This is a genomic window from Asanoa iriomotensis (genome assembly GCF_016862515.1).
In the GTDB taxonomy this organism is placed as follows: domain Bacteria; phylum Actinomycetota; class Actinomycetes; order Mycobacteriales; family Micromonosporaceae; genus Asanoa; species Asanoa iriomotensis.
Map to the genome: position 1 here is coordinate 47989 of NZ_BONC01000037.1, position 24879 is coordinate 72867.

Below are 24879 nucleotides of genomic sequence, written 5' to 3' on the forward strand. Positions count from 1 at the left end.
CCATAGTCGCTAGGGCGAGCCGGCCAGCACCCCTGCGTCGAAGCGGATTCGATGGCTGCCACCATCGAATTAGATAGCGCTCGGCCCTTCCAGGGAAGAGACGGCGCGGGGCACTATTAGATGTCGAGCCATACGGTGCTTGTGACGACAGTGGAGGCAGCCGCAGCCGAAAAGTGGGATGCCGCCGACGTCATGATCGAGCCAGTGAGGGTCGCGGCGAGAATGCCGACGACCGCTGCTCCCGTGGCCAGGGTCCGAGTGGTCCAGGCGGGGAGTCTGCGCTTAGGGGTCATGGCGGGCTCCTAAATGGACAAAAAACAGAGTCACCCTGGCCAGGTAGCTGAGTATTGCTCGGTTATGCCGATCAATACAACTAGATGTAACGGCATCACTACGTACAGTTGGCGATGTGCCACATGGCTCTTCGGAACCTGGATGGCCTATACGAGTGATTTGGGTGGTTTTCGCTTGCCAAACGACATGCAATGTGCAATTGCCGGCCCGCAATAAGCATATTTGGGTGTTTCCTTAACCACCGAATATTGGGCTGAAGCGCCGCGCGATCGGGCGCTCCGGAGGGAGTGGATCGGTGGCAGATTCGCCAAAGGCCGCGGCTCCGATCGGCCGTGAGCGGCAGGTCGACGTCCTCCGTCGCCTCGTCCAGGAGCTGGCGACAGGTCGCGGCGGTGCGGCCATGGTCGAGGGCGAGCCTGGCATCGGCAAGACCTCCCTCGCCCGCGCCGCCGTCGCCACCACCCACGACACCCCGGTCCAGGTCATCTGGGCCGTGTGCGACGAGCTCAGCCAGGCCTTCCCGTTCCTCCCTCTGCTCGAGGCGCTCCGCGCCCACCCCGACATCCCGGCCGACGAGCACGCGCGCATCTGCGACCTGCTGCGCGCCGACCCTGGCATCGGCAACCGGATGGACGTCATCCCGGTCGCGACGGAGCAGCTGCTCGCCCTCGTCGGCGACGTGTGCGCCCAGTCGCCGACCATGCTCGTCGTCGACGACCTGCAGTGGGCGGACATCGCGACGGTGATGACGCTCGGGCGGCTGCTGCGCGGCATCGACCAGACGCGCCTGCTCGTCGTGGCGCTCAACCGCACGGTGCCGCGGCGCGACGACCTGATGGCCCTGCGGCGGGCGATCGAGCCCAACGTGCTGCGCATCGACAGCCTCGACGACGACCAGGTCGCGGAGTTCGTCGCCCAACTCGTCGGCGCGCGGCCCGGCCCGGGCCTCCTGGCGCTGGCCGCCGGTGCCGGTGGCAACCCGCTCTACCTGACCGAGCTGGTCGACGTCCTGGTCCGCGCGAAGGCGCTCGAGCCCGTCGACGATCTCGTCGAGGCCCGTGCGACCGCCACACCCAGCTCGCTGGCCGCCGCGATCTCCGACCGGCTCGAGTTCATCTCGCCACCGGCCCGCGACGTGTTGCGGATCGCCGCGCTGCTCGGCATCGACTTCTCGGTCAGCGAGCTGGCCGTCGTCTCCGGCCACCGGCTGCAGGACCTGTTGCCCGTGCTCGACGAGGCGATCCTCGCCGGCGTCCTCATCGAGAACGGCGCCGAGATGGCGTTCCGCCACCCGTTGATCCGGCAGTCCCTCTACGACGGCATGCCGGCGGGCCTGCGGGCGGCGTGGCACCGCGACGCCGCGCGGGCGCTCGCCAACAACGGCGCGTCCGCCGAGCGGGTCGCCCGCCAGCTGCGGCCGACCGTCGAAGAGGACACCACCGGCAAGGTCGTCGACGGTTGGGTGGTCAGCTGGCTCTCCGACTCGGCGCCGCAGCTCGTCGGCCAGGCACCGCAGGTCGCGATCCCGATGCTGCGGTGGGCCCTGAACGGCGCACCTCCGGGCAACGACGTCTACGACGTGCTGTCCTGCCGGCTCGCCGACGCCCTCTTGCGGGTCGGCGACCCGACCAGCGCGACCGACGTGGCCGCGACCGCCCTCATGCACGTCCGCCGGCCCGACTCGCTGGTGGACCTGCACTGGACCCTGACCCAGTGCCAGGCGCTGGCCGGTCGCTCGCAGGAATCCCTCGACCCACTGCGCCGCGCCCTCAACGCGCCCGGCCTCGGGCTGCGCCACCGGGCCCGGCTGCAGGTGTTGATGGCCCGGGTCTACCGCTCGCTGGGCCGCGTCGACGCCGCCGCCCGCGTCGCCGAGGAGGCGTTGGCCACCGCGACGGAGGCGGACGACCGCTTCGGCATGGGCTGGGCGCTGTTCGTCCGCACCATCGCGCACTGCATGCAGGGCGAGTCGGAGCAGGCCCTGCCGCTCTTCGACCGTGCGTTGGCCGTCTCCGAGGGCGACCCCGCGCTCGCCGACCTCCGCCTGATCCTGCAGATCAACCAGGCCTCCGCATACGGCGTGCTCGACCGCTACGACGACGCCATCCGACTCGCCGAACGCGTCCGTGACGGCGCGCAGCGCGCCGGCAACGTCTTCCGCCTGGCGCAGGCGCACTGCGTGCTCGGCGAGCTGCTCTTCGACGTCGGCAGGTGGGACGACGCGCTGGTCGAGATCGACCTGGCGCTCGACGTCTCCAAGGACCCGATGGTCGACTGCTTCCAGCACGGCCTGGCGGCCGTGATCCAGCTCCACCGTGGCGACGCCGACAGCGAGCGCCACCTCAAGGCCGCCGAGCGCTTCGCCGAGAAGGTCGGCGCCCGGATCTGCCGCCCGTTCGCCCTGGCCCGCGCGCTGCAGAAGGAGCAGGCCGACGCGCCCGCCGCCGCGCTCGAGATCCTCCTCGACGGGATGTCCGACCGCGTCCAGGAGTCCGAGGAGACCGTCGAGCTGTTGGCCGACGCCGTCCGCCTGGCCACCTCGGTCGGTGACGTGTCCGCGGCCGAGGCGGTCGTCCAGCGCTCGGTCGCGATGGCCGAGGAGTCGTCCGGGCCGCACCGCCAGGCGGTCACCCGGCACTGCCGTTCCCTGCTGGACGCCGACTCGTCGGGCCTCATCGAGGCGGCCAGCCTCTACCGCGCCGCGGCCCGCCCCCTGCCCCGCGCGCAGGCGCTCGAGTCCGCCGCCCTGATCCACGCGGACCGCGGCGAGATCACCGAAGCCCGTGACCTGTTCACCGAGGCCTACGCGCTCTACGCCAAGCTGGGCGCCGAGTGGGACCTGGCGCGCACGCAGGCCATCTTCCGCAACTACGGCATCCGCCGGGGCCCGCGCGTCCGCCACCGCCAGGCACGCCGCGGCTGGGACGCGCTCACCCCGACCGAGATCCGGGTGGCCGGGATGGTCGCACAGGGCATGTCCAACCCGCAGATCGCGGCGCAGCTCTTCCTCTCCCCGCGCACGGTGCAGACCCACGTCTCGCACATCCTCGCCAAGCTGGAGCTGCAGTCCCGCATCGACATCGCCCGAGAGGCCAGCCAACGCGAAGCGGCACAGAACCTCAACTGACCCAGACAGAGTGACGCCACATCGGGTGGAGGCGGCCCGATGTGGCGTCAGATCAATGTCCGTGGAGTCGGCGCGGAGCTACAGCGGCGGGGCACCCCGCTGCCCGGGGATGCCTGGCCGTGGTGGGCGGCAGGTGCACTCCCAGCCGCCGAACCGGCGGCGGGTGCGGTACGCGCCGAGGCGGGGTGGGCTCGCACCGCAACCGCAGCGTTGGCAGGCGCGGCCTGCCGTGGTGGAACGGCGCCGGCCGAGCCATCGCCCGACCGGCACCGATCCGTACCCGCGACCCAGGGTCGTCAGCCGGCGCGGCGACATGACCTGGTTGCGCTCGCCTCGGGGGTCGGCTTGGAGGCTCCGCGCTGTCGCGGGATGTAGGCGCGCGGCAGGTCGATCTGGTCGACCTCGTCGCGTCCGCCCATGGTGAGCAGGTGGCGGCCGAGGTGGGCGCGGAGGCTCGCCTCCCAGACGCTCTGCTCGATGTGTGGTGGCGCTACCCAGCGGTGTGAGCTGTCGCTGTAGTGCAGATGTTCGTCACCACGACCAAGGATGCTCAATTGCGACACCTTCTCCGAAGGCTTCCGGCGCCGGCAGCCCCAGCGCTCAACCAAGAGCTTCGTCTCGGCGGCAGGCGGAGATAACGGCCAGCGGGCCGACATTGGCACACATCCACGAACCCCGAAATGGCGTACGTATGCAATTGGCCCTCCAGACATGCGCCACCTGGCGGATGTCCGGGTGGCGTTTCGCGCGCAGGCTCGTTACACCGAGCATCGAAGTCCGCGCCGGCGTACCGCCAAGGGGCTGCGACGGTGGGAGACACAGGGGACGTGACCGACCCCCCGACGGTCACGCCCCCTGCTCGGCAGCCGTGAACCAGCGCACACCCACCCCCACCAAGATCGGCACGGCAGTGCAGGATGGAGGAGGACAGGGTGAGGGGAGCGCATGGCAGGCCGGATCCGCGACGAGGACATCGCGCTCGTTCGCGAGCGGACGGCGATCGCCGACGTCATCTCGGAGCACGTGACGCTCAAGAGCGCGGGCGGCGGCAACCTCAAGGGCCTGTGCCCGTTCCATGACGAGAAGACCCCTTCGTTCACGGTCGCGCCGGGCCGCAACGTCTTCTTCTGCCACGGCTGCGGCAAGGGCGGCGACGCGATCTCGTTCCTGATGGACGTCGACCACCTGACGTTCGTCGAGTCGGTGGAGCGCCTGGCCGCCCGGGCCGGCATCCAGCTCCGCTACGTCGAGGGCGGTCCGGCCCCGATGCGGGCCCAGCAGCAGGGGCAGAAGCAGCGCCTGGTCGCCGCGCACGCGGCCGCCGCCGAGTTCTACGCCGGCCAGCTCACCACCCCCGGTGCCCGGCTGGCCCGCGAGTTCCTGGCCCAGCGCGGCTTCAACCGGGCCGCCGCACAGGACTTCGCCTGCGGTTTCGCGCCCGAGGGCTGGGATCCGCTGACCCGCCACCTGCGGCAACAGGGCTTCACCAGCCAGGAGCTGGTCACCGCCGGGCTGGCCCGGGAGGCCCGCTCCGGCTCGCTCATCGACCGCTTCCGGCGCCGGCTCGTGTGGCCGATCCGCGAGCTGTCCGGCGACATCATCGGCTTCGGCGCGCGCAAGCTGTTCGACGACGACGACGGCCCCAAATACCTCAACACCCCCGAAACGCCGCTCTACAAGAAGTCCCACGTGCTCTACGGCATCGAGCACGCCAAGCGCGAGATCGCCCGGCAGGGTCGGGCGGTGATCGTCGAGGGCTACACCGACGTGATGGCCTGCCACCTGGCCGGGGTCAAGACCGCCGTGGCGACCTGCGGCACCGCGTTCGGCGGCGACCACATCAGCGTGCTGCGCCGACTGCTGATGGACACCGACGCGTTCGCCGGGGAGATCATCTTCACCTTCGACGGCGACGCCGCGGGGCAGAAGGCGGCGCTGCGGGCGTTCGACGAGGACCAGCGCTTCGTCGGGCGCACGTTCATCGCGGTCAGCCCCGACAACATGGACCCGTGCGAGCTGCGCCTGGCAAAGGGCGACCTGGCCGTCCGCGACCTGGTCGCGCGCCGCGAGCCGATGGTCGACTTCGCGCTGCGGCAGATCCTGCGGAAGTTCGATCTCGACACCGTCGACGGCCGGGTCGAGGCGATGCGCCGGGCGGCGCCGCTGGTCGCGAAGATCAAGGACCGGGAGAAGCGCCCCGAGTACGTGCGGAAGCTGGCGGGCGACCTCGGCATGGAGATCGAGCCGGTGCAGCGGGCAGTGGCGAGCGCTGGTGCGCCCGCCGCGACGGCCACCGCTGCGGCCAACGACGCGGCCGTCCGCGCCGACAGCCCGCAGGCGCGGGTCGAGCGCGAGGCGCTCAAGCTGGCCATCCAGGTGCCGGTGCTGGCCGGGCCGATGTTCGACGCGATCGGTGCGGAGGCCTACTCGACCGACCCGCTGCGGGTCGTGCGGGAGGCGATCGCCGAGGCCGGCGGCGCGGTCAGCGGCACCAGCGGTGCGGTCTGGATCGAGCGGGTCCGCGACGCGTGCGGCGACCTGACGGGCAAGGCGCTGGTCGGCGAGCTGGCCGTCGAGCCGATGTTGCGCGACGGGGAGCCAGACCCGCACTACGTCTCCGTGCTGCTGGCCCGGCTGCAGTGGGGCGCGACCGATCTTCGGATTCGCGAGCTCAAGTCGAAGGTGCAGCGGATCAACCCGGTGACCAGCAAGGATCAATATCTCGCGCTGGCCGGCGAGCTGTTCTCCCTGGAGCAGCACGCGCGCGCCCTGCGCGAGCAGGCGGTGGGTGGACTGTGACGAGCTTGTGGGACCTGTTCCGGCGCAAGGTCAAGCTGCCGGCCGACGCGGGCGTCGCGCTCGACCCCGACGAGCGGGTGATCGCCTGGTCGCGCACGCAGGCCGGCCCCTATGTCGTCGCCACCGACCGCGGCCTGCGGTTGCCGCACCACGACCGGCTCGACTGGCACCGGATCCACAAGGCGGTCTGGTCCGGCCGGGAGCTGACGGTGACACCGGCCGAGGTGGTCGAGGAGCGCGAGGGGTACGAGGTGCTGGCCGACGCGCCGTCGGTCGGTGTCCTGCTGGTCGACCCGCGTGAGGTGCCGCAACAGGTGCGGGCCCGGGTGACCGGTTCGGTCTCCTACACCTCGCACCACCCGGTCGACGGCGGCGGCGTGCGGGTGGTCGCCCGCAAGGTCCGGGGCCGCGACGGGCTGGCCTGGTCGGTGCGGTACGACCCGGGCACCGAAACGTCCACACCGGACGTCGTCGAGGCCACCTCGGAGCTCGTCGCGGACGCGCGGCTGGCGACCACGCCCAAGGACCTCTGACCGATTCTCATCAGCGGCCGCCGATAACCGCTGTCGTTGTGTCGTACGCCGTGGCTATGGTCCGCCTGTGACTGACGGCAGGCCTCTCATCGAGGCGACGGGGCTGGTGAAACGCTTCGGCGACTTCACCGCCGTCGACGGCATCGACGTCTCCGTGCGGGCGGGCGAGGCGTTCGGCTTCCTCGGCCCCAACGGCGCGGGCAAGAGCTCGACCATGCGCATGATCGGCTGCGTGTCGCCGGTGACCGCCGGCCGGCTGCGCATCCTCGGCATGGATCCCGACCGCGACGGGCCGGCGATCCGGGCGCGGCTGGGCGTGTGCCCGCAGACCGACAACCTCGACCCCGAGCTGACGGTCGCCGAAAACCTGACCACCTACGCCCGGTTCTTCGGCATCCCGCGCAAGGTGGCCCGCGCCCGGGCCGCTGAGCTGCTCGACTTCGTGCAGCTCACCGAGCGCGCGGGCAGCAAGGTCGAGCCGCTGTCCGGCGGCATGAAACGGCGGCTCACCATCGCCCGCGCCCTGGTCAACGAGCCCGACCTGGTGCTGCTCGACGAGCCGACCACGGGCCTCGACCCACAGGCCCGCCACCTCGTCTGGGAGCGGCTGTTCCGGCTCAAGCGCCAGGGCGTGACGCTGGTGCTGACCACGCACTACATGGACGAGGCCGAGCAGCTCTGCGACCGGCTCGTGGTGATGGACGGCGGCCGCATCGTGGCCGAGGGCTCGCCCCGCGACCTGATCGCCCGCCACTCCACCCGCGAGGTCGTCGAGCTGCGGTTCGCCGGCGAGTCGCAGGAGGCGTTCGTCGACAAGCTGGCCGGCATCGGCGAGCGGGTCGAGCCGTTGCCCGACCGGGTCCTGCTCTACGTCCACGACGGCGACGCCGCGGTGGCCACCGTCCACGAGCGCGCCCTCGCGCCCGAGAGCGTGCTGGTCCGGCGCAGCAGCCTGGAGGACGTCTTCCTCCACCTGACCGGCCGGACGCTGGTGGACTGATGACGACCGTGACCAGCGGCGCCGCGCTCACACCCGCCGTGGCCGTTTTTGAATATCACCTGGTCGGCTACCGGCGCACCTGGCGCGGCTCGGTGTTCGGCAGTTTCCTGCTGCCGGTGCTCACCATGCTCGGGTTCGGCGTGGGTGTCGGCGCCTATGTCACCGGCGGGGTGGCCGGCGTGCCCTACCTCGACTACATCGTGCCCGGCCTGGTCATGTCCACCGCGTTCCAGGTCGCCGCGATGGAGAGCAGTTGGCCCGTGCTGGGCAACTTCGAATGGCACAAGATCTATTTCGCCCAGTCCGCCGCGCCCCTGCGGGTCGGCGACATCCTCGGCGGGCACCTGCTCTTCGTGCTGTTCCGGGTGCTGCTGTCGGCCGGCACCTTCCTGGCCGTGGCCGCGCTGTTCGGCGCGGTGCGGTCGGCCTGGGCGCTGGCCGTGCTGCCGGTGGTGGCGCTGTTCGGTGCTGCGGTGGCCGCGCCGGTGTTCGCCTACTCGGCCACCATCAGCACCGACAGCTACCTCGCCCTGCTGTTCCGCTTCGCGTTGCTGCCGATGTCCCTGTTCTCAGGCGTGTTCTTCCCGGTCGACCAACTTCCGCTCGGGCTGCGGGCGGTCGCTTACGTGATGCCGCTCTGGCATGGCGTCGATCTGTCCCGGGCCGCGACGCTCGGCGTCGCGCCGGAGTGGTCCGCGCCGGGCCACGTCGCCTATCTCGCGCTCTGGGCCGCCGCCGGTTGGTGGCTCGCGCGTGCCCGGTTCCGCAAGCGCCTGGTGCTCTGACGAGACGAGGGAGAGATCATGGTCGCGCTCGTCCTGCCCCGGCTGGTCAGCTTCGAGGGTTCCGCCCGACGGTCCGCGTCGGTCGCGGAGCGCAACGCCGCCGCACTCCGTTCCGCCTACTGGTTGGTGCTGATCTCCGGCTTCGTCGAGCCGCTGGTCTACCTGCTCTCGATCGGTGTCGGCGTCGGTGCGCTGGTCGGCGACCTGACGCTGCCGAGCGGCGCGGTGGTCGACTACGCCGCCTTCGTGGCCCCGGCCATGCTCGCGTCGGCCGCGATGTCCGGTGCGCTGTCCGAAACGACCTTCAACTTCTTCGGCAAGATGAAATACATGCGGCTCTACGAGGGCATGCTCGCGACCCCGGTCAAGCCGTTCGAGATCGCGCTCGGCGAGCTGGCCTGGGCGATGGCCCGCGGCTCGCTCTACTCCGCCGCGTTCCTCGTCGTGATGGTCGCCCTCGACCTGACCACCGCCGGCCGGGCGCTGGTGGCGTTCCCGGCCGCGGTGCTGGTCGGGTTCGCGTTCGGGTCGCTCGGCATGGCGCTGAGCACGTTCATGCGCAGCTGGCAGGACTTCGACCTGATGGGTTCCGTCCAGTTCGCCCTGTTCCTGTTCTCCGGCACGTTCGTGCCCGCGGAGAGCTACCACCCGGCGCTGCGCTGGCTGGTCGAGGTCACCCCGCTCTACCGCGCGGTCGACCTGATCCGGGGCATATCGATCGGTGCCGAGGAAGTTCTAGGCGGATTGATCGACGTCGGTTATCTTCTGCTCGTCACCGTGGCCGGCCTCCTGATCGCCGGCCGCCGCATGACCACGCTCCTATGTAAGTAGCGCATCACCGCACGTCAGGGCGTTTTGGTCGGACGAAACCGGCATATCCAGCACAGTGTCGCGAAGATTCTTTACCAGTGCCGACGGCTTTTGTCGCTGCCAGCAAAAGTTATCGCCAAGAGATCCGAAGCTCTTTACACCCACAGCGGAAGCTCATACTGTGTCGTCCACAACACCCGGACGTTGCGCCGGTGTGAACGGGTCGACCAAAGGATGGGTGCCGTGCGGGCTGTTGAACCACTGCACCTGCGGCTGCTACGGCTGCTGCGCGACAACGGTGCGGTCTCGCGCGCGGAGCTCGCCGACCGGCTGGAGATGCCGCGGCCCCGACTGCTCGCCGAGCTCGAACGCCTCGTGGCACTCGGCTACGTCGCCGAGGCCGGGCTCGCCGCCTCCCGCGGCGGCCGCCGCTCCACACTGGTCGAGCTGAGCTCCAACCTGCGCTTCGCCGCCGTCGACCTGGGCGCCAGCTCGATCGACGTCGAGGTGGTCAACGGCCGGCTGGAGCCCGTCGCGCACTACGCCGAGCCGGCCGACATCCGCAGCGGCCCCAAAGGCATCCTGCTGCGGGTCAACGAACTGCTGCACAAGGCCAAGGTGGACGGTGCCTACGAGCGGCTCGACGCCGTCGGCGTCGGCGTCCCGGGCCCGGTCAGCTTCCGCGACGGCGTGCCGGTGTCGCCGCCCATCATGCCCGGCTGGGACCGTTTCCCGGTCCGCGAGCTGCTCACCCGCGAGCACGGCTGCCCCGCGGTGGTCGACAACGACGTGAACATCATGGCGATCGGCGAGCGGCACGGCGGTGTCGCCCACTCGGTCGACGACTTCCTGTTCGTGAAGATCGGCACCGGCATCGGTTGCGGCATCTACCTCGGCGGCGAGGTCTACCGGGGCACCGACGGTTGCGCCGGCGACATCGGCCACATCCAGGTCGACTCCCACGGTCCGATGTGCTCCTGCGGCAACGTCGGCTGTCTCGAGGCGCTGTTCAGCGGCGCCGCGATCGCCAAGGACGCGACCGCCGCGGCCCGCGCGGGCGGCTCGCCGGCCCTGGCCGAGCGCCTGGCCGCCAACGGCGTCGTCACCGCGGTCGACGTGGCCGAGGGCGCCATCGAGGGCGACGTGGTCTGCATCCGCCTGATCCGCGACGGCGGCCGCCGCGTCGGCGGCGTGCTCGCCGGCCTGGTCAGCTTCGCCAACCCCTCGATGATCGTGATCGGCGGCGGCCTGGCCCAGCTCGGCCACATCCTGCTGGCCGAGATCCGCAGCGTCGTCTACCGGCGCTCCCTTCCGTTGGCCACCGGCAACCTGCCGGTGGTCCTGTCCGAACTCGGCAGCCGCGCGGGCGTGACCGGCGCGGCGGTGCTGGCCAGTGACATGGCCTTCATGGAGGCGTCATGACCGAGAGCACCGCCCAAGGCGCGCCGTCCGGCGCTCCTGACAACCCGAAACCAACCAACGGCACGCCGGCCAAGGCGGCCGACGGCGCCGCTTCCCTTGAAACGGAAACCACACCCTCCACTGCCGAGGATGACGCCGGAAACGGCAAGCCTTCGGCGGCAGCCGAATCGCCCGCGGACGCGGGATCGACCGCGGACGCAGGATCGACCACCGCGGTGAAGGCGGAAGACGCGGACGCCGCGGCTGCGCACGACGGCGGCGCGTCCGACGGCTCCGGTCGGGTGCCGCGGGCGCGGCACGCGGCACCGGACGAGGTGGACACCGACGTCGCGACGGCCACGAAGGACGATGCCGCGGACGCGGGCGGTGTGGTGGTCGACGACGACCGCGCGGCCGCCGGCACCGGCACCGTCGACCCCGGCACCGCCGGCGGCGACGGGGCCGAGCGTCCGGTCGTGCTGCGGCTGACCGACGTCGTCAAGACCTTCCCCGGCGTGCGGGCCCTCGACGGCGTGCAGCTCGAGGTGCGCGCCGGCGAGGTGCACTGCCTGCTCGGCCAGAACGGCGCCGGCAAGTCGACGTTGATCAAGGTGCTCTCGGGCGCGCACCAGCCCGACTCGGGCGTCGTCGAATGGCTCGGCGAGCAGGTCAGGTTCGCCAACCCGCAGGCCGCCAACAAGGCCGGCATCGCCACCATCTACCAGGAGCTCGACCTCGTCGACGATCTCTCGATCGGTGAGAACGCGTTCCTCGGGCACGAGCCGAAGCTCGCCGGCTTCATGCGCCGCGGCACCATCAACAGGCGCACCCGCGACATCCTCGCCCGGCTCGGCCACGGCGAGATCGCGCCGAGCCGGATGGTGCGCACGCTGCCCGCGGCCGGCAAGCAGGTGGTCTCCATGGCCCGCGCGCTCTCGCACGACGCGCGACTGATCATCATGGACGAGCCGAGCGCCGTGCTCGCGCACGACGAGGTCGAGAACCTCTTCCGGATCATCCGGGAGCTGACCTCAGAGGGCATCGCGGTCATCTACATCTCGCACCGGCTCGAGGAGATCCGCGAGATCGGCGACCGGGTCACCGTCCTCAAGGACGGCCGGACCACCGCCGCCAACCTCGCGGCGCGCACGACGCCGACCCGCGAGCTGGTCAGCCGGATGACGGGCCGGACCATCGAGTACGTCTTCCCGGAGCGCACCGACAAGCCGCCGGCGGAGGAGGAGCTTCTGCGGGTCGAGGGGCTCGGCCGCGAGGGCGAGTTCACCGACGTCTCGCTGACCGTCGGCAAGGGCGAGATCGTCGGCATCGCCGGCCTCGTCGGCTCCGGCCGGTCCGAGCTGCTGGAGACCATCTTCGGCGCGCGCCAGGCGGAGACCGGCAAGATCTTCGTCAAGGGCAAGGCGCTGCGGCCCGGTGCGGTCGGCGCCGCCGTGCGCGCCGGCATGGGCATGGCACCCGAGGAGCGCAAGGCACAGGCGCTGCTGCTCGGTGAGCCGATCTACCGCAACATGACCCTCTCGACGTTCAGCCGGATCGCCCGGTTCGGCTTCACCGACGTGGGCAAGGAGCGGGCCGAGGCCACCAAGGTGGCCGAGCGGCTCGAGCTGCGCCCCCGCGACGTGCGCCGGCCGGTGCGCACCCTCTCCGGCGGCAACCAGCAGAAGGTGGTGGTCGGGCGCTGGCTGCTCGGCGACACCGAGCTGCTGCTGCTCGACGAACCCACCCGCGGCGTCGACGTCGGCGCCCGGGCCGAGTTGTACCAGGTGATTCACGCGCTCGCGGCGCAAGGCGTCGGAGTGCTGCTGGTTTCCAGCGAAGTTCCCGAGGTCCTCGGTCTCAGCGACCGGGTGGTGGTCATGCGCGAAGGCCGGGTCGTCCGCCAGGCGCGCGCCGAGGATCTCGACGAAGACACGGTGCTCGACCTCGTCATGGCGGGGTCCTTGATGGAAGGTGCGCCCGCATGACCGAGTCATGGCGAGGTCATCATCGACACAGCCCGACCCGGGCAGGGCGGGTCACCACGAAGTGGGGACCCGACATGACCGTCCAGATCAGCGGAGCGAGCGGAGACGTCAGATGACCGGGCTTCCCGCGCAGGCCGCGCCGGCGGTCAAAGAGGCCATCGGCGCCGGCGGCCCCGGCCCGGAGCCGAGCGGTCCGAGCGGCAACGGCTGGTGGAACAGCGACGCGGGCGAGTCGACGCGGCGCAACCTCGGCCTGGTGGCCGTGCTGGCCGGCCTCATCGTGATCGGCATCATCACCCGTCCTGACCTCTACGGTCTCGACGGCTGGTGGATCGACAACGTCTGGGCGATCCTCAAGCTGGGTTCGACGGTCGGCGTGGTCGCGGTCGGCATGACCTTCGTGATCATCGGCGGCGGCATCGACCTCTCGGTCGGCGCGATCATCGCGCTCGCCGGCGTCTGGTGCACCACGGTCGCGACGCAGGACTTCGGCGCCGGCGGCATGATCTTCACGGCGCTGGCGGTCGGCCTCGGCGTCGGGTTGGTCAACGGCTTCCTCATCTCGTACGGCCGGCTGGTGCCCTTCATCGCGACCCTCGCGATGCTCGTCGCCGCCCGGGGTCTGGCCGCGCAGATGTCCGACAAGAAGACCCAGCAGTCGGGGAACCAGACGATCAACAGCATCGCCGCGGACAGCTTCCTCGGCGTGCCGATCCTGGTCTACATCCTGGCCGCCGTGGTGATCGCCGGTTGGGTCCTGCTCAACCGCACCACGTTCGGCCGGCGCACCGTGGCGATCGGCGGCAACGTGGAGGCCGCCCGCCTGGCCGGCATCAACGTCCGGCTGCACACGATGATGCTGTACGCCCTCGCGGGGCTCTGCTGTGGCATCGGTGCCATCATGCTCACCTCGATCAGCACCTCCGCACAGGCGGCCATGGCCACCAACTACGAGCTCGACGCGATCGCCGCCGTCATCATCGGTGGCACGCTCCTCAGCGGCGGCCGGGGCACCATCGTCGGTTCGCTGCTCGGCGTCATCATCTTCGCCACCATCACCAACCTGTTCGCGCTCAACGGCCTGTCCACCGAGGCGCAGAACATGGTCAAGGGCGGCATCATCGTGGCCGCCGTGCTGATCCAGCAGTTCCGGTTCAAGTCCGTTACCCAGTTCCTCAAGCGAAACAAGGTCACCGTAGCCAGCTGACCGCACCGCACCACCATCCACGGTGTCCGTCCGTTCCGGACGGTCGCCGGGACGCACACACCCTGATTTCCCCCGCAAGTTGAGATTCCAGGAGGTCGTCAATGACCCAGCACGACCCGGTCCGCCGGCGGTTCCTGCTCGGCGGCGCCGCGCTCGGCGCCGGTGCTCTCCTCGCCGCCTGCACCAGCAACGACAGCGGCGACAGCAACAACGCGCAGACACAGGGCAACAACAACGCCTCGCCGAACGCCAACACGGCGCCCGGCAAGAAGGTCACCATCGGCTTCTCGGCGCCGGCGGCCGACCACGGCTGGATCGCGGCCATCACCACCAACGCCAAGGCGCAGGCGGCCGAGTACTCGGACGTCACGTTCAACGCGGTCGAGGCCGGTGCCGACGCCGCCGCCCAGCGCAGCGCGCTCTCCACGCTGATCTCGCAGAAGCCGGACGTCATCGTCCTGCTCCCGTACGACGGCAAGGAGCTCAACGCGTTCGGCCTCGAGGCGATGAAGGCCGGCATCCCGGTCGTCAACCTCGACCGTGCCTTCCCCGACGCGCTCGCCTACCGCCTGCAGATCAAGGGCGACAACTACGGCATGGGCGTCGCGGCGGGCAACTACATCGCCGCTGAGATGAAGAAGAAGAACCTCAGCGCCCCGATCATCGGCGAGATCGCCGGCCTCGACAACCTGGAGCTGACCCAGGAGCGTTCGGCCGGCTTCAAGGCCGCGCTGGCCGCCAACGGGATGAGCGTGGCCAACCGCCGTGCCGCCGGTTTCACCGTCGACACCGGCCAGGCCGAGATGAGCCAGCTGCTGCAGGCGCTGCCGAAGATGGACGCGCTCTGGAACCACGACGACGACCAGGGCATCGGTGTCCTGGCCGCGGCGACCCAGGCCAACCGCAGCGAGTTCCTCATGGTGGGTGGCGCCGGCTCCAAGGCCGCCATTGAGGCCATCCAGGCCGACAACTCGGTCCTGAAGTGCACGGTCACGTACAGCCCGTCGATGGCTTCGTCGGCCATCTCGCTCGCCCGGCTCATCGGCCAGGGCAAGGGGATGTCCGACCTGGTCGAGCTCCAGGTGCCGAAGGAGATCATCCTGGCCTCGGAGACGATCACCAAGGAGAACGCGAGCACCTACCTGCCGCTCGGGTTCAGTTAATAGGGAGACCCACCTTGTCCACTGATTCACGTTCTCTCCAGGACCGCGAGCTGCGGGTCGGCATGGTCGGCTACGCGTTCATGGGCGCCGCGCACTCCACCGCGTGGCGCACCGTGAACGTGGCGTTCGACCTGCCGGCACGCGCCCGGATGGCCCTGATCTGCGGCCGTGACGAGTCGAAGGTCGCCGGTGCGGCCGCGAAGCTCGGCTGGGACGCGCACACGACCGACTGGCGCGAGCTGGTCGAACGCGACGACATCGACATCGTCGACGTGTGCACGCCCGGCGACAGTCACGCCGAGATCGCGATCGCGGCACTGGCGGCGGGTAAGCACGTGCTGTGCGAGAAGCCGCTGGCGAACTCGGTCGACGAAGCCCGCGCGATGGTCGCCGCGGCGGCCAAGGCGCAAGCCGAAGGCATCCGGTCGATGTGCGGGTTCAACTACCGCCGCGTGCCGGCCGTCGCGATGATGCGCCAGCTCATCGCGTCGGGCCGCATCGGAGTGATCCGCCACGTCCGCGCGGTCTATCTGCAGGACTGGATCGTCGACCCGCAGTTCCCACTGGTCTGGCGGCTGCAGAAGGACAAGGCGGGCTCCGGTGCGCTCGGTGACATCGGGGCGCACATCATCGACCTGACGCAGTACGTCACCGGCCAGAAGATCACCGGGGTCAGCGCGCTGACCGAGACGTTCGTCAAGGAGCGCCCGTTGCCGAGCGAGTCGAGCGGCCTGGCCGCCTCGTCCGGCAACGGGGCCGACGCACCGGCCACCGGTCAGGTCACGGTCGACGACGCCGCGCTGTTCCTGGCCCGGCTCGACGGCGGTGCGATCGCCACGTACGAGGCGAGCCGCTTCGCGATCGGCCGCAAGAACGGCCTCCGGGTCGAGATCAACGGGTCGCTCGGCACGCTGGTCTTCGACCTGGAGCGCCTCAACGAACTGGAGTTCTACGACTCGGCGGCGCCCACCTCCGAGCAGGGCTTCAACCGGATCCTGATCACCGAAGCCGACCACCCGTACATGGCCGCCTGGTGGCCGCCCGGCCACATCATCGGCTACGAGCACTCGTTCACGCACGAAATGCGCGACTTCGTCGAGGCCATCGCCAACGGCACCGACCCGGCGCCCTCGTTCGTCGACGCCCTCCAGGTCCAGCTCGTGCTGGACGCGGTGGCGCGCTCGGCCGATCAGGGCACCGTCTGGACCGAGGTCGAACCGGCCCTCGCCGAAGTAGCAGCCTGACCCCTCGGGCCGACCCGCGAGGGTTCCGCCGCGGTTGCGCCCCGCGGCGGGACGGGTCGTCCGGAGGTATCCGGTCGTCCGGTGCGACCGGACCGGGATTCCCGGTCGCACCGGACGCCGACCGGCACCACCTGTAGCTCGACAGCACAGCAACAACCTTGGCGAACGAGGCATCTCGCCAGGGGGTCAGCCACCACAGCGTCACACCGTTCGCGCCCACGAGCCGGTGCCCTATGGCGCCCGCCCACTGACCCCGGAGGGCACTATGAGCCGTCCGCCACACCCCCTCCAACTTTCCCCCGGCGTGGCCGTCAGCCCGCCGCATTGACCCCGGCATAAGCGGGGGAGGCAGGGCCGCGACGCCGACCGGCCCTGTCTGCCAAAGCCCCGTCCGCCCGATCCGCCCCGGGTCCGGATCCGGCGTCGTTGCCGCCGACTCCGACGCCGTTTCCGGGGTGCCATCCCGAGGCGGCCCGGGCGGGCGGGGCCCATGTCGGAAGCTTTCGCAGCCGGTCAACGCCGGCGCATGCACGGGGGATCACCAAGCACAACAGAGCACCAAGCACAGGAAGTTGGAGGGACACCATGAGCACGGGTGTCTGGCTGGTCGGAGCGCGCGGATCCGTCGCGACTACCAGCATGGTCGGGGCCTTGGCGTTGCGCGCCGGGCTCGCCGAGCCGATCGGGTGCGTGACCGAGCATCCCGATCTGCGCGGTTCCGCGCTGCCACCGATCGCCGACCTGGTGTTCGGCGGCCACGATGTCGTCACCACATGCCTGGCCAAGAAGGCGGAGACCCTCGGCGAGGCGGGTGTCGTACCGGCTCGCCTGGTCGCGGCCGTCGCCGACGACCTGGCCGCCGTCGAAGAGAACATCCGCACCGTGCCGGCCGGCGGCACGCAGGCCGAGACCGCGGCCGCGCTGGCCGCCGACATCACCGCCTTCCGCGAGCGGCTCGGCCTCGAGCGGGTGGTCGTGGTCAACGTCTCCACCACCGAGTCGCTGCCCGAGCCCCGGCCCGCGCACGGCGACCTCGACCTGCTCGAGTCGGAGCTGGCGGGCGGCGGGTCGCCCTTGCCGGCCAGCTCTCTGGCCGCCTACGCGGCGTTCACCGCAGGTGCGTCCTACGTGGACTTCACGCCGTCGACCGGCGCGCGGCTGCCCGCGCTCGACACGCTCGCCCGACGCGGCGGCCTCCCGTACGGCGGGCATGACGGCAAGACCGGCGAGACGCTGGTGAAATCGGTGCTCGCGCCGATGTTCGCCCACCGCAACCTGGCCGTGCGCAGCTGGTCCGGCCTCAACCTGCTCGGCGGCGGCGACGGCGCCAACCTCGCCGCACCCGGCCCCAACGCCGCCAAGTCCGCGAGCAAGCAGCGGGTGCTCGCGGAGACCCTCGGCTACGAGCCCGAAGGCAACACCCGCATCGAGTACGTCGACGACCTCGGCGACTTCAAGACCGCGTGGGACCTGGTCAGCTTCGCCGGCTTCCTCGGCGTACGCATGCGGATGGAGTTCTCCTGGCACGGCTGCGACTCCGCGCTCGCCGCGCCACTGGTGCTCGACCTGGCGCGGCTGACCTCCGCCGCACACCGGGCCGGCCGGCAGGGACCCCTGACCGAGCTGGCCTTCTTCTTCAAGGACCCGATCGGCGACGTGCCGCACGGGCTGGCCGAGCAGTGGACCCTGCTGCGCGAGTTCGTCGCCGGGTTGGCTTGATGCTTCGCGATTACGCTGAACTGGTACGCGCACCCGCCGGGCTCTCCGTGCCGGGTGACGTGGTGGCCGGCGCGGCGGCCGCGGGTGTCCTGGGCGCCCGCACGCCCGCCCTCGCCGGCTCGTCCGTCCTGCTCTACTGGGCCGGTATGGCCGCCAACGACTGGGCCGACCGGACCCTCGACGCCACGGAGCGCCCGGAACGCCCGATACCCAGCGGCCGGATCGCGCCCGCGCAGGCACTGGCGGTGGCGGTCGGGCTGACCGGGGCGGGCGTCGGCCTGGCCGCGCTGGCCGGCGGCCGCCGGGCGCTCACGGTCGCACTCCCGCTCGCCGGCGCCGTGTGGGCGTACGACCTCAAGGCGAAGAACACCCCCGCGGGCCCGGCCGTGATGGCCGCGTGCCGGGGACTCGACGTCCTGCTGGGCGCCACCGGCGGGCGCACGACCCGGGCTCTCCCGGCCGCGCTCCTGGTGGCCGCGCACACGTACACCGTCACCGCCCTGTCCCGAAAAGAGGTCTCCGGCGCCGACCACGCGCTGCCGGTCGCCACGCTGGTCGGCACCGCCGCCGTGACCGCGGCCGCCGTCCGCTCACACCGGCAACGGGGCTGGCGTGCCCTGGTGCCGGCCGCGCTGGCCGGCTGGTACGCGGCTCGCTACGGCGCCGCCCAGGTCCGGGCCGCGGCCGACCCGTCGGCGCCGACGGTCCGCAAGGCGGTCGGCGCCGGCATCACCTCGTTGCCGGCGCTCCAGGGCGCGCTGGCCGCGGGCGCGGGTGCGCCGGCACCGGGAGCGCTGGTCGCGGCCGCCATGCCGCTGGCCCGGCGGCTGACCCGGAAGGTGGCGGCCACATGAGGTTCGGCTACGGCACCAACGGCTTCGCCAACCACCGGCTCGACGACGCCCTCGCGGTGATCGCCGACCTGGGCTACGAGGGCGTCGCGCTCACCCTCGACCACGACCACCTCGACCCGTTCGCGCCGGGCCTGCCGGCCCGGGTGGACGCGGTCGCCAACCGGCTCGCCGAGCTGGGCCTGGGCGTCGTCGTCGAGACCGGGGCCCGCTACCTGCTCGACCCCTGGCACAAGCACGCGCCGACCCTGCTGCACGACGACCCGACGCTGCGGGTCGAGTTCCTCCGCCGGGCCGTCGCGGTCGGCGCCGACCTGGGCGCCGAGGCGGTCTCGTTCTGGAGCGGCATCCGCCCGCCCGCCGTCGACCCGGACACCGCCTGGGACCGCCTGGTCGACGGCTGCGCCGCCACGCTGAAGACGGCACAGGAGCGGGGCGTCACGCTCGGCTTCGAGCCGGAGCCCGGCATGTTCGTCGAGGACATCGCCGGCTGGCGCCGGCTGCACGAGGCGCTCGGCGCACCGCGGGCGTTCGGCATCACCCTCGACATCGGACACTGCCGGTGCCTGGAGCCCGACCCGGTGCCGGACTGCGTCACCGCGGTCGCCGACCACCTGGTCAACGTGCAGATCGACGACATGCGCCGGGGCACGCACGAGCACCTCGAGTTCGGCACCGGTGAGATCGACTTCCCGCCGGTGCTGCGCGCCCTCGACGCGGCCGGCTACACCGGCCTGGTCGCGGTCGAGCTGCCCCGGCACTCGCACGCCGCGCCCGACGTCGCCGCGCGGTCCATCGACTTCCTCCGCAAAGCCGCCGAGACGGGAGAGGAGCCGCGATGAAACCCGACGAACTGCGTGCAGCGCTGCCACCGGCCGCGGTGGGCTGGGTCGACGAAGCCGTTACCCAGATCGAGGTCGACCCGGGTGCGATCGCCCGGCTGTTCCCCCGCGCGGCCCGGGCCTGCGGCCGTGCGCCCCTCGGGGACGCACCTGGCTGGACCGCCGACGAGGCCGCCCGCGCGCTCCTGCTCAAAGCACTCCCCGGCGACGTGGTGGCCGGCGAGGCGGACCGGCTCTACCGCTTCGGCGACGCCGACGAGAAGCGCGCCGTGCTGCGGGCGCTGCCGCTGCTGCGGATCGGCGAGGCGGGCGTGCCGCTGCTGCACGACGCGATCCGCACCAACGACACCCGCCTGGTCGGCGCCGCCCTCGGCCCCTACGCCGCCCACCTGGACGCCGCCACCTGGCGGCAGGCGGTGCTCAAGTGCGTGTTCATGGGCCTGCCGTTGTCCATCGTGGACCGCCTCGACGAGCGCGGCGACGAGGAGCTGCGGGTGATGCTCGCCGGGCTGGCGGAGGAACGGGCCGCCGCCGGGCGGCCGATGGCGGCCGACGCCACCGGGCTGCTCAACCGGTTGTCCGGCACAGCGTTGCGGAAGGAGGCGTGATGCGCATCTTCGACCCACACATCCACATGACCTCGCGCACCACCGACGACTACGAGCGGATGGCGGCCGCCGGGGTGCGGGCGCTCGTCGAGCCCGCGTTCTGGCTGGGCCAGCCGCGCACCTCGGTCGGCTCGTTCACCGACTACTTCGACGCGCTGGTCGGCTGGGAGCCGTTCCGGGCGAGCCAGTTCGGCATCCGCCACCACGCCACCATTGCGCTGAACCCCAAGGAGGCCAACGACCCCCGCTGCGCCGGCGTGCTCGACGTGCTGCCCCGCTACCTCGAGAAGGACCGCGTGGTCGCGGTCGGCGAGATCGGCTACGACTCGATGACCGCCGAGGAGGAGACCGCGTTCGCCGCGCAGCTCCAGCTCGCCATCGCGCACGAGCTGCCGGCCCTGGTGCACACGCCGCACCGGGACAAGGCGCGGGGCACGCAGCGCAGCATCAAGGTGGTCGCGGAGTCCGGCATCGAGCCCGGGCGCGTGGTCATCGACCACCTCAACGAGGTGACCGTGGCGACGGTCAAGGACTCCGGCTGCTGGGCCGGTTTCTCGATCTACCCCGACACCAAGATGTCGCCGCCGCGGATGGTCGAGATCCTCAAGGAGTTCGGCACCGAGCGGGTGCTGGTGAACTCCGCCGCGGACTGGGGCCGCTCCGACCCGCTGCTGACCCGCGCGACGGTCGACCTGATGCTGGCCAGCGGGTTCACCGATGACGACGTCGACCTGGTGTTCTGGCGCAACCCCGTCGAGTTCTACGGGCAGTCCGGCAAGTTGGAGCTCGACGACGATGACGCACCGGAGAAGCTGTTCGAGGGCAACTCGATCCTGCGCGGAGGCAGCTGATGCGGCTGCGTCATCGCGACGGCCAGACCGTCCACCTCAGCTACTGCACCAACGTGCACCCCGCGGAGGACTTCGCCGGGATCGTCGCCCAGCTCGACACGTACGCCGTCCGCGTCCGTGAACGGCTCGGCGCAGACCTGCTCGGCCTCGGCCTGTGGCTGCCCGCCCCGGTCGCGGCCGAGCTGGCAAACCAGGGCCGGCTGCGCCGGCAGCTGCGGGCCGAGCTGGACGCCCGGGGCCTGGAAGTGGTCACGCTCAACGGTTTCCCGTACCGGTCGTTCCACGCGCCCGTGGTCAAGCAGGCGGTCTACCACCCCGACTGGACGACCCACGAGCGCCTCGACTACACCCTCGACCTGGCCCGGGTGCTGCTCGACCTGATGCCCGACGACGCCAGCCGGGGCTCCATCTCCACGCTGCCGTTCGCCTGGCGGACGCCGTGGGACCAGGCCCAGGCGGGCGCCGCCGAGCGCACCCTGGAGCGGCTGAGCTCCGGCCTCGCCCGGATGGCCTGGGAGACCGGCCGGGCCGTACGCGTGGCACTGGAACCCGAACCCGGCTGTGTCGTGGAGTCCACCGCGCAGGCGGTGCGCCACCTGGCCAACGTCGACACCGACCGGATCGGCGTCTGCCTCGACCTGGCCCACCTCGCCTGCGCCTGGGAAGACCCGGCCGAAGCCGTCGGCCGCCTGCGCTCCGCCGGCATCCCGGTGGTCAAGGTGCAGGTCTCGGCGGCGCTGGAGGCGGCCGACCCGGTCGGCGCGCGCGACACCCTGCGGGAGTACGTGGAGCCCCGCTTCCTGCACCAGACCCGGTCCGCCGCCACCGCGGCGGTCGCCGACCCGGCCGACCCGGCGAGCGCGGCCGACGACCTCGACGAGGCGCTCGACCGCGGTCTCGACGGCGCCTGGCGGGTCCACTACCACGTGCCGCTGCACGCCGAGCCCATGCCGCCGCTGACCTCGACGGTGCCGGTGCTCAAGGCCGCGCTCGGCGAGCTGGTCGGCGGCGCCAAGGCGCTCTGTGACCACCTCGACGTCGAGACGTACACCTGGGGCGTGCTGCCCCCCGCCCGCCGCCCGGCGGGCGACGCGGCGCTGGCGGACGGCATCGCCGCCGAGCTCGCCTTCGCCCGGGAAACCCTGGTCGGCCTGGGCCTGTCCGAGACCGCTGGAGCGCGCTCATGAGTCCCACACCCCTGGTCGTCGTCAACGTCGTCGGCCTGACCCCGCGGCTGCTCAAGCGGATGCCCCGGCTGCGCGGCGTCGCCGAGCGCGGTTTCGAGGCGGAGCTGGGCACCGTGCTGCCCGCGGTCACCTGCTCGGCGCAGGCCACGTTCCTCACCGGCGAGCCGCCCTCCGGGCACGGCATCGTCGGCAACGGCTGGTACTTCCGCGACCTCGGCGAGGTCTTCCTCTGGCGGCAGCACCACGCGCTGATGGGCGGCGAGAAGGTCTGGCAGGCCGCCCGCCGGGTCCATCCGGGTTACACGGTGGCCAACGTCTGCTGGTGGTACGCGATGGGCGCCGACGTCGACTGGACGGTCACGCCCCGGCCGATCTACTACGCGGACGGCCGCAAGGAGCCCGACTGCTACACGGACCCGCCGGAGCTGCACGACGAGCTGACCGGTGCGATCGGCGACTTCCCGCTCTTCACCTACTGGGGACCCAACGCCGGCATCGCGTCGTCCCGGTGGATCCGCCGGGCGGCCGAGCAGCTGCTGGCCACCCATCTGCCCGACCTGACCCTGGTCTACCTGCCGCACCTGGACTACGACCTGCAGCGCCACGGCCCGGGCGCGCCGCAGGCGGCCGCCGCCGCGGCGGCGCTGGACGCCGAGATCGGCCCGTTGCTCGACGCCGCCGAACGGCGCGGCGCGACCGTGGTGGTGCTCTCGGAGTACGGCATCACCGACGTGTCCCGCCCGGTCGACGTCAACCGCCTGCTGCGGTCCGAGGGGCTGCTGCGGGTCTACACCCAGGACGGCATGGAATACCTGGACCCGTGGACCTCGCGGGCGTTCGCGGTGGCCGACCATCAGATCGCGCACGTGTACGTGAAGGACAAGGCGGACCTGGCGGCGGTACGCAAGCTGTGCGAGGCGCTGCCCGGCGTCGCCGAGGTCCTCGACGGCGACGGCAAGCGGGCCGCCGGTCTCGACCACGAGCGGGCCGGCGAGCTGGTGCTGGTCGCCGAGCCGGACGCCTGGTTCACCTACTACTACTGGCTCGACGACGCCCGCGCGCCCGACTTCGCGCGGCTGGTCGAGATCCACCGCAAGCCCGGGTACGACCCCGCGGAGCTGTTCTTCGACCCGGAGAACCCGGGGAAGGCCAAGGGGCGCGCCGCGGTCGCGCTGGCCCGCAAGAAGCTCGGCATGCGCTACCTGATGAGCGTGGTCGGGCTCGACGCGGGCGCCCGGGCGGTGCGCGGGTCGCACGGCCGGCTGCCGGCGGATCCCGCCGACGGTCCGGTGCTGCTCTGCTCCGACCCGACGGTCGCGCGGGAACGGTTCGCCGCGACCGAGGTCAAGGATCTGTTGCTGCGCTTGGCCGGGGTGAGTCCGGCTGGTCCCAAGGAGGGCTGATGACGGTCGACGTCCGACCCATGGACGCCGCGGAGCTGCGCGCGCGGTTCGACGCCGAGCTGGCCGCGTTCCTGGAACGCCAGGATCCGGACTGGCCCGACGGCGCGCCGCGCGGCGTCTTCACGACGCTGCACCGCTTCGTGCTGGCCGGCGGAAAGCGGCTGCGGCCGCTGTTCTGCTACTGGGGTTGGCGTTCGGCCGGGGGTGCCGACGGCGCCCCGATCATCGCGGCGTCGGCGGCGCTGGAGCTGTTCCACGCGTTCGCCCTGATCCACGACGACATCATGGACGGCAGCGACCGCCGGCGGGGCGAGCCGTCGGTGCACCGGCTCTTCGCGGACCTGCACACGCGCTCCTCGTGGCGGGGCGACCCGGCCTCGTACGGGCGCAACACCGCTCTGCTCTGCGGTGACCTCTGCGCGGCCTGGGCCGACCAGATGTTCCACGAGTGCGGGCTCTCCGCGGAGCAGGTGCACAAGGGGTACGGCGTCTTCGCGATCATGCGTACCGAGGTGATCGCCGGGCAATATCTCGACCTGGTGTCCGGTGTCGGCGACGGCTCGGTGGCCAGCGCGCTGACCGTGATCCGGATGAAGGCCGCCCGCTACACGGTGACCCGGCCGCTGCAGATCGGCGCGGCGCTGGCCGGTGCCGACGAAGAGGCGCTGGCGGCCTTGGCGTCCTTCGGCGACCCCCTGGGCGACGCGTTCCAGCTCCGCGACGACGTGCTCGGCGTGTTCGGCGACCCGGCGGTGACCGGCAAGTCGATCCTCGACGACCTGCGCGAGGGCAAGCCCACGGTGATGATGGCGCTGGCCCGAGGCAGTGCGGACCGTGAACAGCAGCGCCGGCTCAAGGAGCTGTTCGGCAACCCCGACCTCGATCCGGCGGGCGCGGCCGAGCTCCGGCAGATCATCATCGACACCGGCGCCCTGGACCGGATCGAGCAGATGATCAAGGTGCGCACGGATGCGGCAATGGGCGCCCTCGCGGACGCACCGGTCTCGGCCGAGGCCCTTCCGGTGCTCACCGCCTTGGCGGCAGAGGCCGTCGACCGGCAGCTCTAGCCC

Annotated in this window: 20 protein-coding genes; 19 read left to right on the plus strand and 1 reads right to left on the minus strand. The window is 71.6% G+C overall.

Going from position 1 to position 24879, the window contains the following annotated elements:
- Nucleotides 1–589: 589 nt before the first annotated feature.
- Nucleotides 590–3421, plus strand: coding sequence for an ATP-binding protein (locus Air01nite_RS24575; protein ID WP_203705555.1), 2832 nt, complete (start codon nt 590–592; stop codon nt 3419–3421).
- A gap of 296 nt (nt 3422–3717) precedes the next feature.
- Here the strand turns inward: Air01nite_RS24575 and Air01nite_RS24580 are convergent, their stop codons facing one another.
- Nucleotides 3718–3975 carry a hypothetical protein gene (locus Air01nite_RS24580; RefSeq protein WP_203705556.1) on the minus strand — a complete coding sequence of 86 codons (258 nt, stop codon included), beginning with the start codon at nt 3973–3975 and terminating at the stop codon, nt 3718–3720.
- Between the two features lie 391 nt (nt 3976–4366).
- Between Air01nite_RS24580 and dnaG the strand changes: the two genes are divergently transcribed.
- From dnaG to Air01nite_RS24670, 18 genes are all read left to right on the plus strand, one after another.
- Entirely contained in the window at nt 4367–6220 is a 1854-nt protein-coding gene (gene dnaG / locus Air01nite_RS24585; RefSeq protein WP_203705557.1) for a DNA primase, read from the plus strand.
- Complete coding sequence (locus Air01nite_RS24590) at nt 6217–6753, plus strand: hypothetical protein (protein ID WP_239090942.1); 537 nt, start codon at nt 6217–6219, stop codon at nt 6751–6753. The genes dnaG and Air01nite_RS24590 overlap by 4 nt, the downstream gene beginning before the upstream one ends.
- A gap of 67 nt (nt 6754–6820) precedes the next feature.
- Nucleotides 6821–7753 (plus strand): ABC transporter ATP-binding protein, encoded by a 933-nt coding sequence (locus Air01nite_RS24595; RefSeq protein WP_203705558.1) that lies wholly within the window; start codon nt 6821–6823, stop codon nt 7751–7753.
- Complete coding sequence (locus Air01nite_RS24600) at nt 7753–8538, plus strand: ABC transporter permease (protein ID WP_203705559.1); 786 nt, start codon at nt 7753–7755, stop codon at nt 8536–8538. Before Air01nite_RS24595 ends, Air01nite_RS24600 begins: the two co-directional genes overlap by 1 nt.
- Before the next feature lie 18 nt (nt 8539–8556).
- Nucleotides 8557–9369: an ABC transporter permease gene (locus Air01nite_RS24605; protein WP_203705560.1), complete on the plus strand. Its 813-nt coding sequence runs from the start codon at nt 8557–8559 to the stop codon at nt 9367–9369.
- 213 nt (nt 9370–9582) lie between these two features.
- A complete protein-coding gene (locus tag Air01nite_RS24610; RefSeq protein WP_203705561.1) occupies nt 9583–10770 on the plus strand; it encodes an ROK family protein in 1188 nt (395 codons plus the stop codon).
- A gap of 455 nt (nt 10771–11225) precedes the next feature.
- Nucleotides 11226–12734: a sugar ABC transporter ATP-binding protein gene (locus Air01nite_RS24615; protein ID WP_239090945.1), complete on the plus strand. Its 1509-nt coding sequence runs from the start codon at nt 11226–11228 to the stop codon at nt 12732–12734.
- Nucleotides 12735–12846: 112 nt separating this feature from the next.
- Entirely contained in the window at nt 12847–13941 is a 1095-nt protein-coding gene (locus tag Air01nite_RS24620) for an ABC transporter permease (RefSeq protein ID WP_203705563.1), read from the plus strand.
- A 101-nt stretch (nt 13942–14042) separates the two neighbouring features.
- Nucleotides 14043–15104 carry a substrate-binding domain-containing protein gene (locus Air01nite_RS24625; RefSeq protein WP_203705564.1) on the plus strand — a complete coding sequence of 354 codons (1062 nt, stop codon included), beginning with the start codon at nt 14043–14045 and terminating at the stop codon, nt 15102–15104.
- Nucleotides 15105–15166: 62 nt separating this feature from the next.
- On the plus strand, nt 15167–16348 hold the full coding sequence (locus Air01nite_RS24630; protein WP_203705587.1) for a Gfo/Idh/MocA family protein: 1182 nt from the start codon (nt 15167–15169) through the stop codon (nt 16346–16348).
- A 585-nt stretch (nt 16349–16933) separates the two neighbouring features.
- Nucleotides 16934–18067: an inositol-3-phosphate synthase gene (locus Air01nite_RS24635; RefSeq protein ID WP_203705565.1), complete on the plus strand. Its 1134-nt coding sequence runs from the start codon at nt 16934–16936 to the stop codon at nt 18065–18067.
- A complete protein-coding gene (locus tag Air01nite_RS24640; protein ID WP_203705566.1) occupies nt 18067–18921 on the plus strand; it encodes an SCO3242 family prenyltransferase in 855 nt (284 codons plus the stop codon). The genes Air01nite_RS24635 and Air01nite_RS24640 overlap by 1 nt, the downstream gene beginning before the upstream one ends.
- Nucleotides 18918–19760 (plus strand): sugar phosphate isomerase/epimerase family protein, encoded by an 843-nt coding sequence (locus tag Air01nite_RS24645; protein WP_203705567.1) that lies wholly within the window; start codon nt 18918–18920, stop codon nt 19758–19760. Before Air01nite_RS24640 ends, Air01nite_RS24645 begins: the two co-directional genes overlap by 4 nt.
- Nucleotides 19757–20368 carry an EboA domain-containing protein gene (locus Air01nite_RS24650; RefSeq protein ID WP_203705568.1) on the plus strand — a complete coding sequence of 204 codons (612 nt, stop codon included), beginning with the start codon at nt 19757–19759 and terminating at the stop codon, nt 20366–20368. The genes Air01nite_RS24645 and Air01nite_RS24650 overlap by 4 nt, the downstream gene beginning before the upstream one ends.
- The gene (locus tag Air01nite_RS24655) at nt 20368–21219 is read left to right on the plus strand and encodes a TatD family hydrolase (RefSeq protein WP_203705569.1); all 852 of its coding nucleotides are present in this window, start codon (nt 20368–20370) and stop codon (nt 21217–21219) included. The genes Air01nite_RS24650 and Air01nite_RS24655 overlap by 1 nt, the downstream gene beginning before the upstream one ends.
- Nucleotides 21219–22406, plus strand: coding sequence for a metabolite traffic protein EboE (eboE, locus tag Air01nite_RS24660; RefSeq protein ID WP_203705570.1), 1188 nt, complete (start codon nt 21219–21221; stop codon nt 22404–22406). The genes Air01nite_RS24655 and eboE overlap by 1 nt, the downstream gene beginning before the upstream one ends.
- On the plus strand, nt 22403–23809 hold the full coding sequence (locus Air01nite_RS24665; RefSeq protein ID WP_203705571.1) for an alkaline phosphatase family protein: 1407 nt from the start codon (nt 22403–22405) through the stop codon (nt 23807–23809). Before eboE ends, Air01nite_RS24665 begins: the two co-directional genes overlap by 4 nt.
- Nucleotides 23809–24876 carry a polyprenyl synthetase family protein gene (locus Air01nite_RS24670; protein WP_203705572.1) on the plus strand — a complete coding sequence of 356 codons (1068 nt, stop codon included), beginning with the start codon at nt 23809–23811 and terminating at the stop codon, nt 24874–24876. Before Air01nite_RS24665 ends, Air01nite_RS24670 begins: the two co-directional genes overlap by 1 nt.
- The last annotated feature ends 3 nt before the right edge of the window (nt 24877–24879 follow it).

Bases quoted from the DNA above. Each gene is read 5' to 3' on its own strand.
- dnaG (WP_203705557.1), top strand. From the start codon at position 4,367: ATGGCAGGCCGGATCCGCGACGAGGACATCGCGCTCGTTCGCGAGCGG.
- Air01nite_RS24600 (WP_203705559.1), top strand. From the start codon at position 7,753: ATGACGACCGTGACCAGCGGCGCCGCGCTCACACCCGCCGTGGCCGTT.
- Air01nite_RS24605 (WP_203705560.1), top strand. From the start codon at position 8,557: ATGGTCGCGCTCGTCCTGCCCCGGCTGGTCAGCTTCGAGGGTTCCGCC.
- Air01nite_RS24610 (WP_203705561.1), top strand. From the start codon at position 9,583: ATGGGTGCCGTGCGGGCTGTTGAACCACTGCACCTGCGGCTGCTACGG.
- Air01nite_RS24620 (WP_203705563.1), top strand. From the start codon at position 12,847: ATGACCGGGCTTCCCGCGCAGGCCGCGCCGGCGGTCAAAGAGGCCATC.
- Air01nite_RS24625 (WP_203705564.1), top strand. From the start codon at position 14,043: ATGACCCAGCACGACCCGGTCCGCCGGCGGTTCCTGCTCGGCGGCGCC.
- Air01nite_RS24630 (WP_203705587.1), top strand. From the start codon at position 15,167: ATGGTCGGCTACGCGTTCATGGGCGCCGCGCACTCCACCGCGTGGCGC.
- Air01nite_RS24635 (WP_203705565.1), top strand. From the start codon at position 16,934: ATGAGCACGGGTGTCTGGCTGGTCGGAGCGCGCGGATCCGTCGCGACT.
- Air01nite_RS24640 (WP_203705566.1), top strand. From the start codon at position 18,067: ATGCTTCGCGATTACGCTGAACTGGTACGCGCACCCGCCGGGCTCTCC.
- Air01nite_RS24645 (WP_203705567.1), top strand. From the start codon at position 18,918: ATGAGGTTCGGCTACGGCACCAACGGCTTCGCCAACCACCGGCTCGAC.
- Air01nite_RS24650 (WP_203705568.1), top strand. From the start codon at position 19,757: ATGAAACCCGACGAACTGCGTGCAGCGCTGCCACCGGCCGCGGTGGGC.
- Air01nite_RS24655 (WP_203705569.1), top strand. From the start codon at position 20,368: ATGCGCATCTTCGACCCACACATCCACATGACCTCGCGCACCACCGAC.
- eboE (WP_203705570.1), top strand. From the start codon at position 21,219: ATGCGGCTGCGTCATCGCGACGGCCAGACCGTCCACCTCAGCTACTGC.
- Air01nite_RS24665 (WP_203705571.1), top strand. From the start codon at position 22,403: ATGAGTCCCACACCCCTGGTCGTCGTCAACGTCGTCGGCCTGACCCCG.
- Air01nite_RS24670 (WP_203705572.1), top strand. From the start codon at position 23,809: ATGACGGTCGACGTCCGACCCATGGACGCCGCGGAGCTGCGCGCGCGG.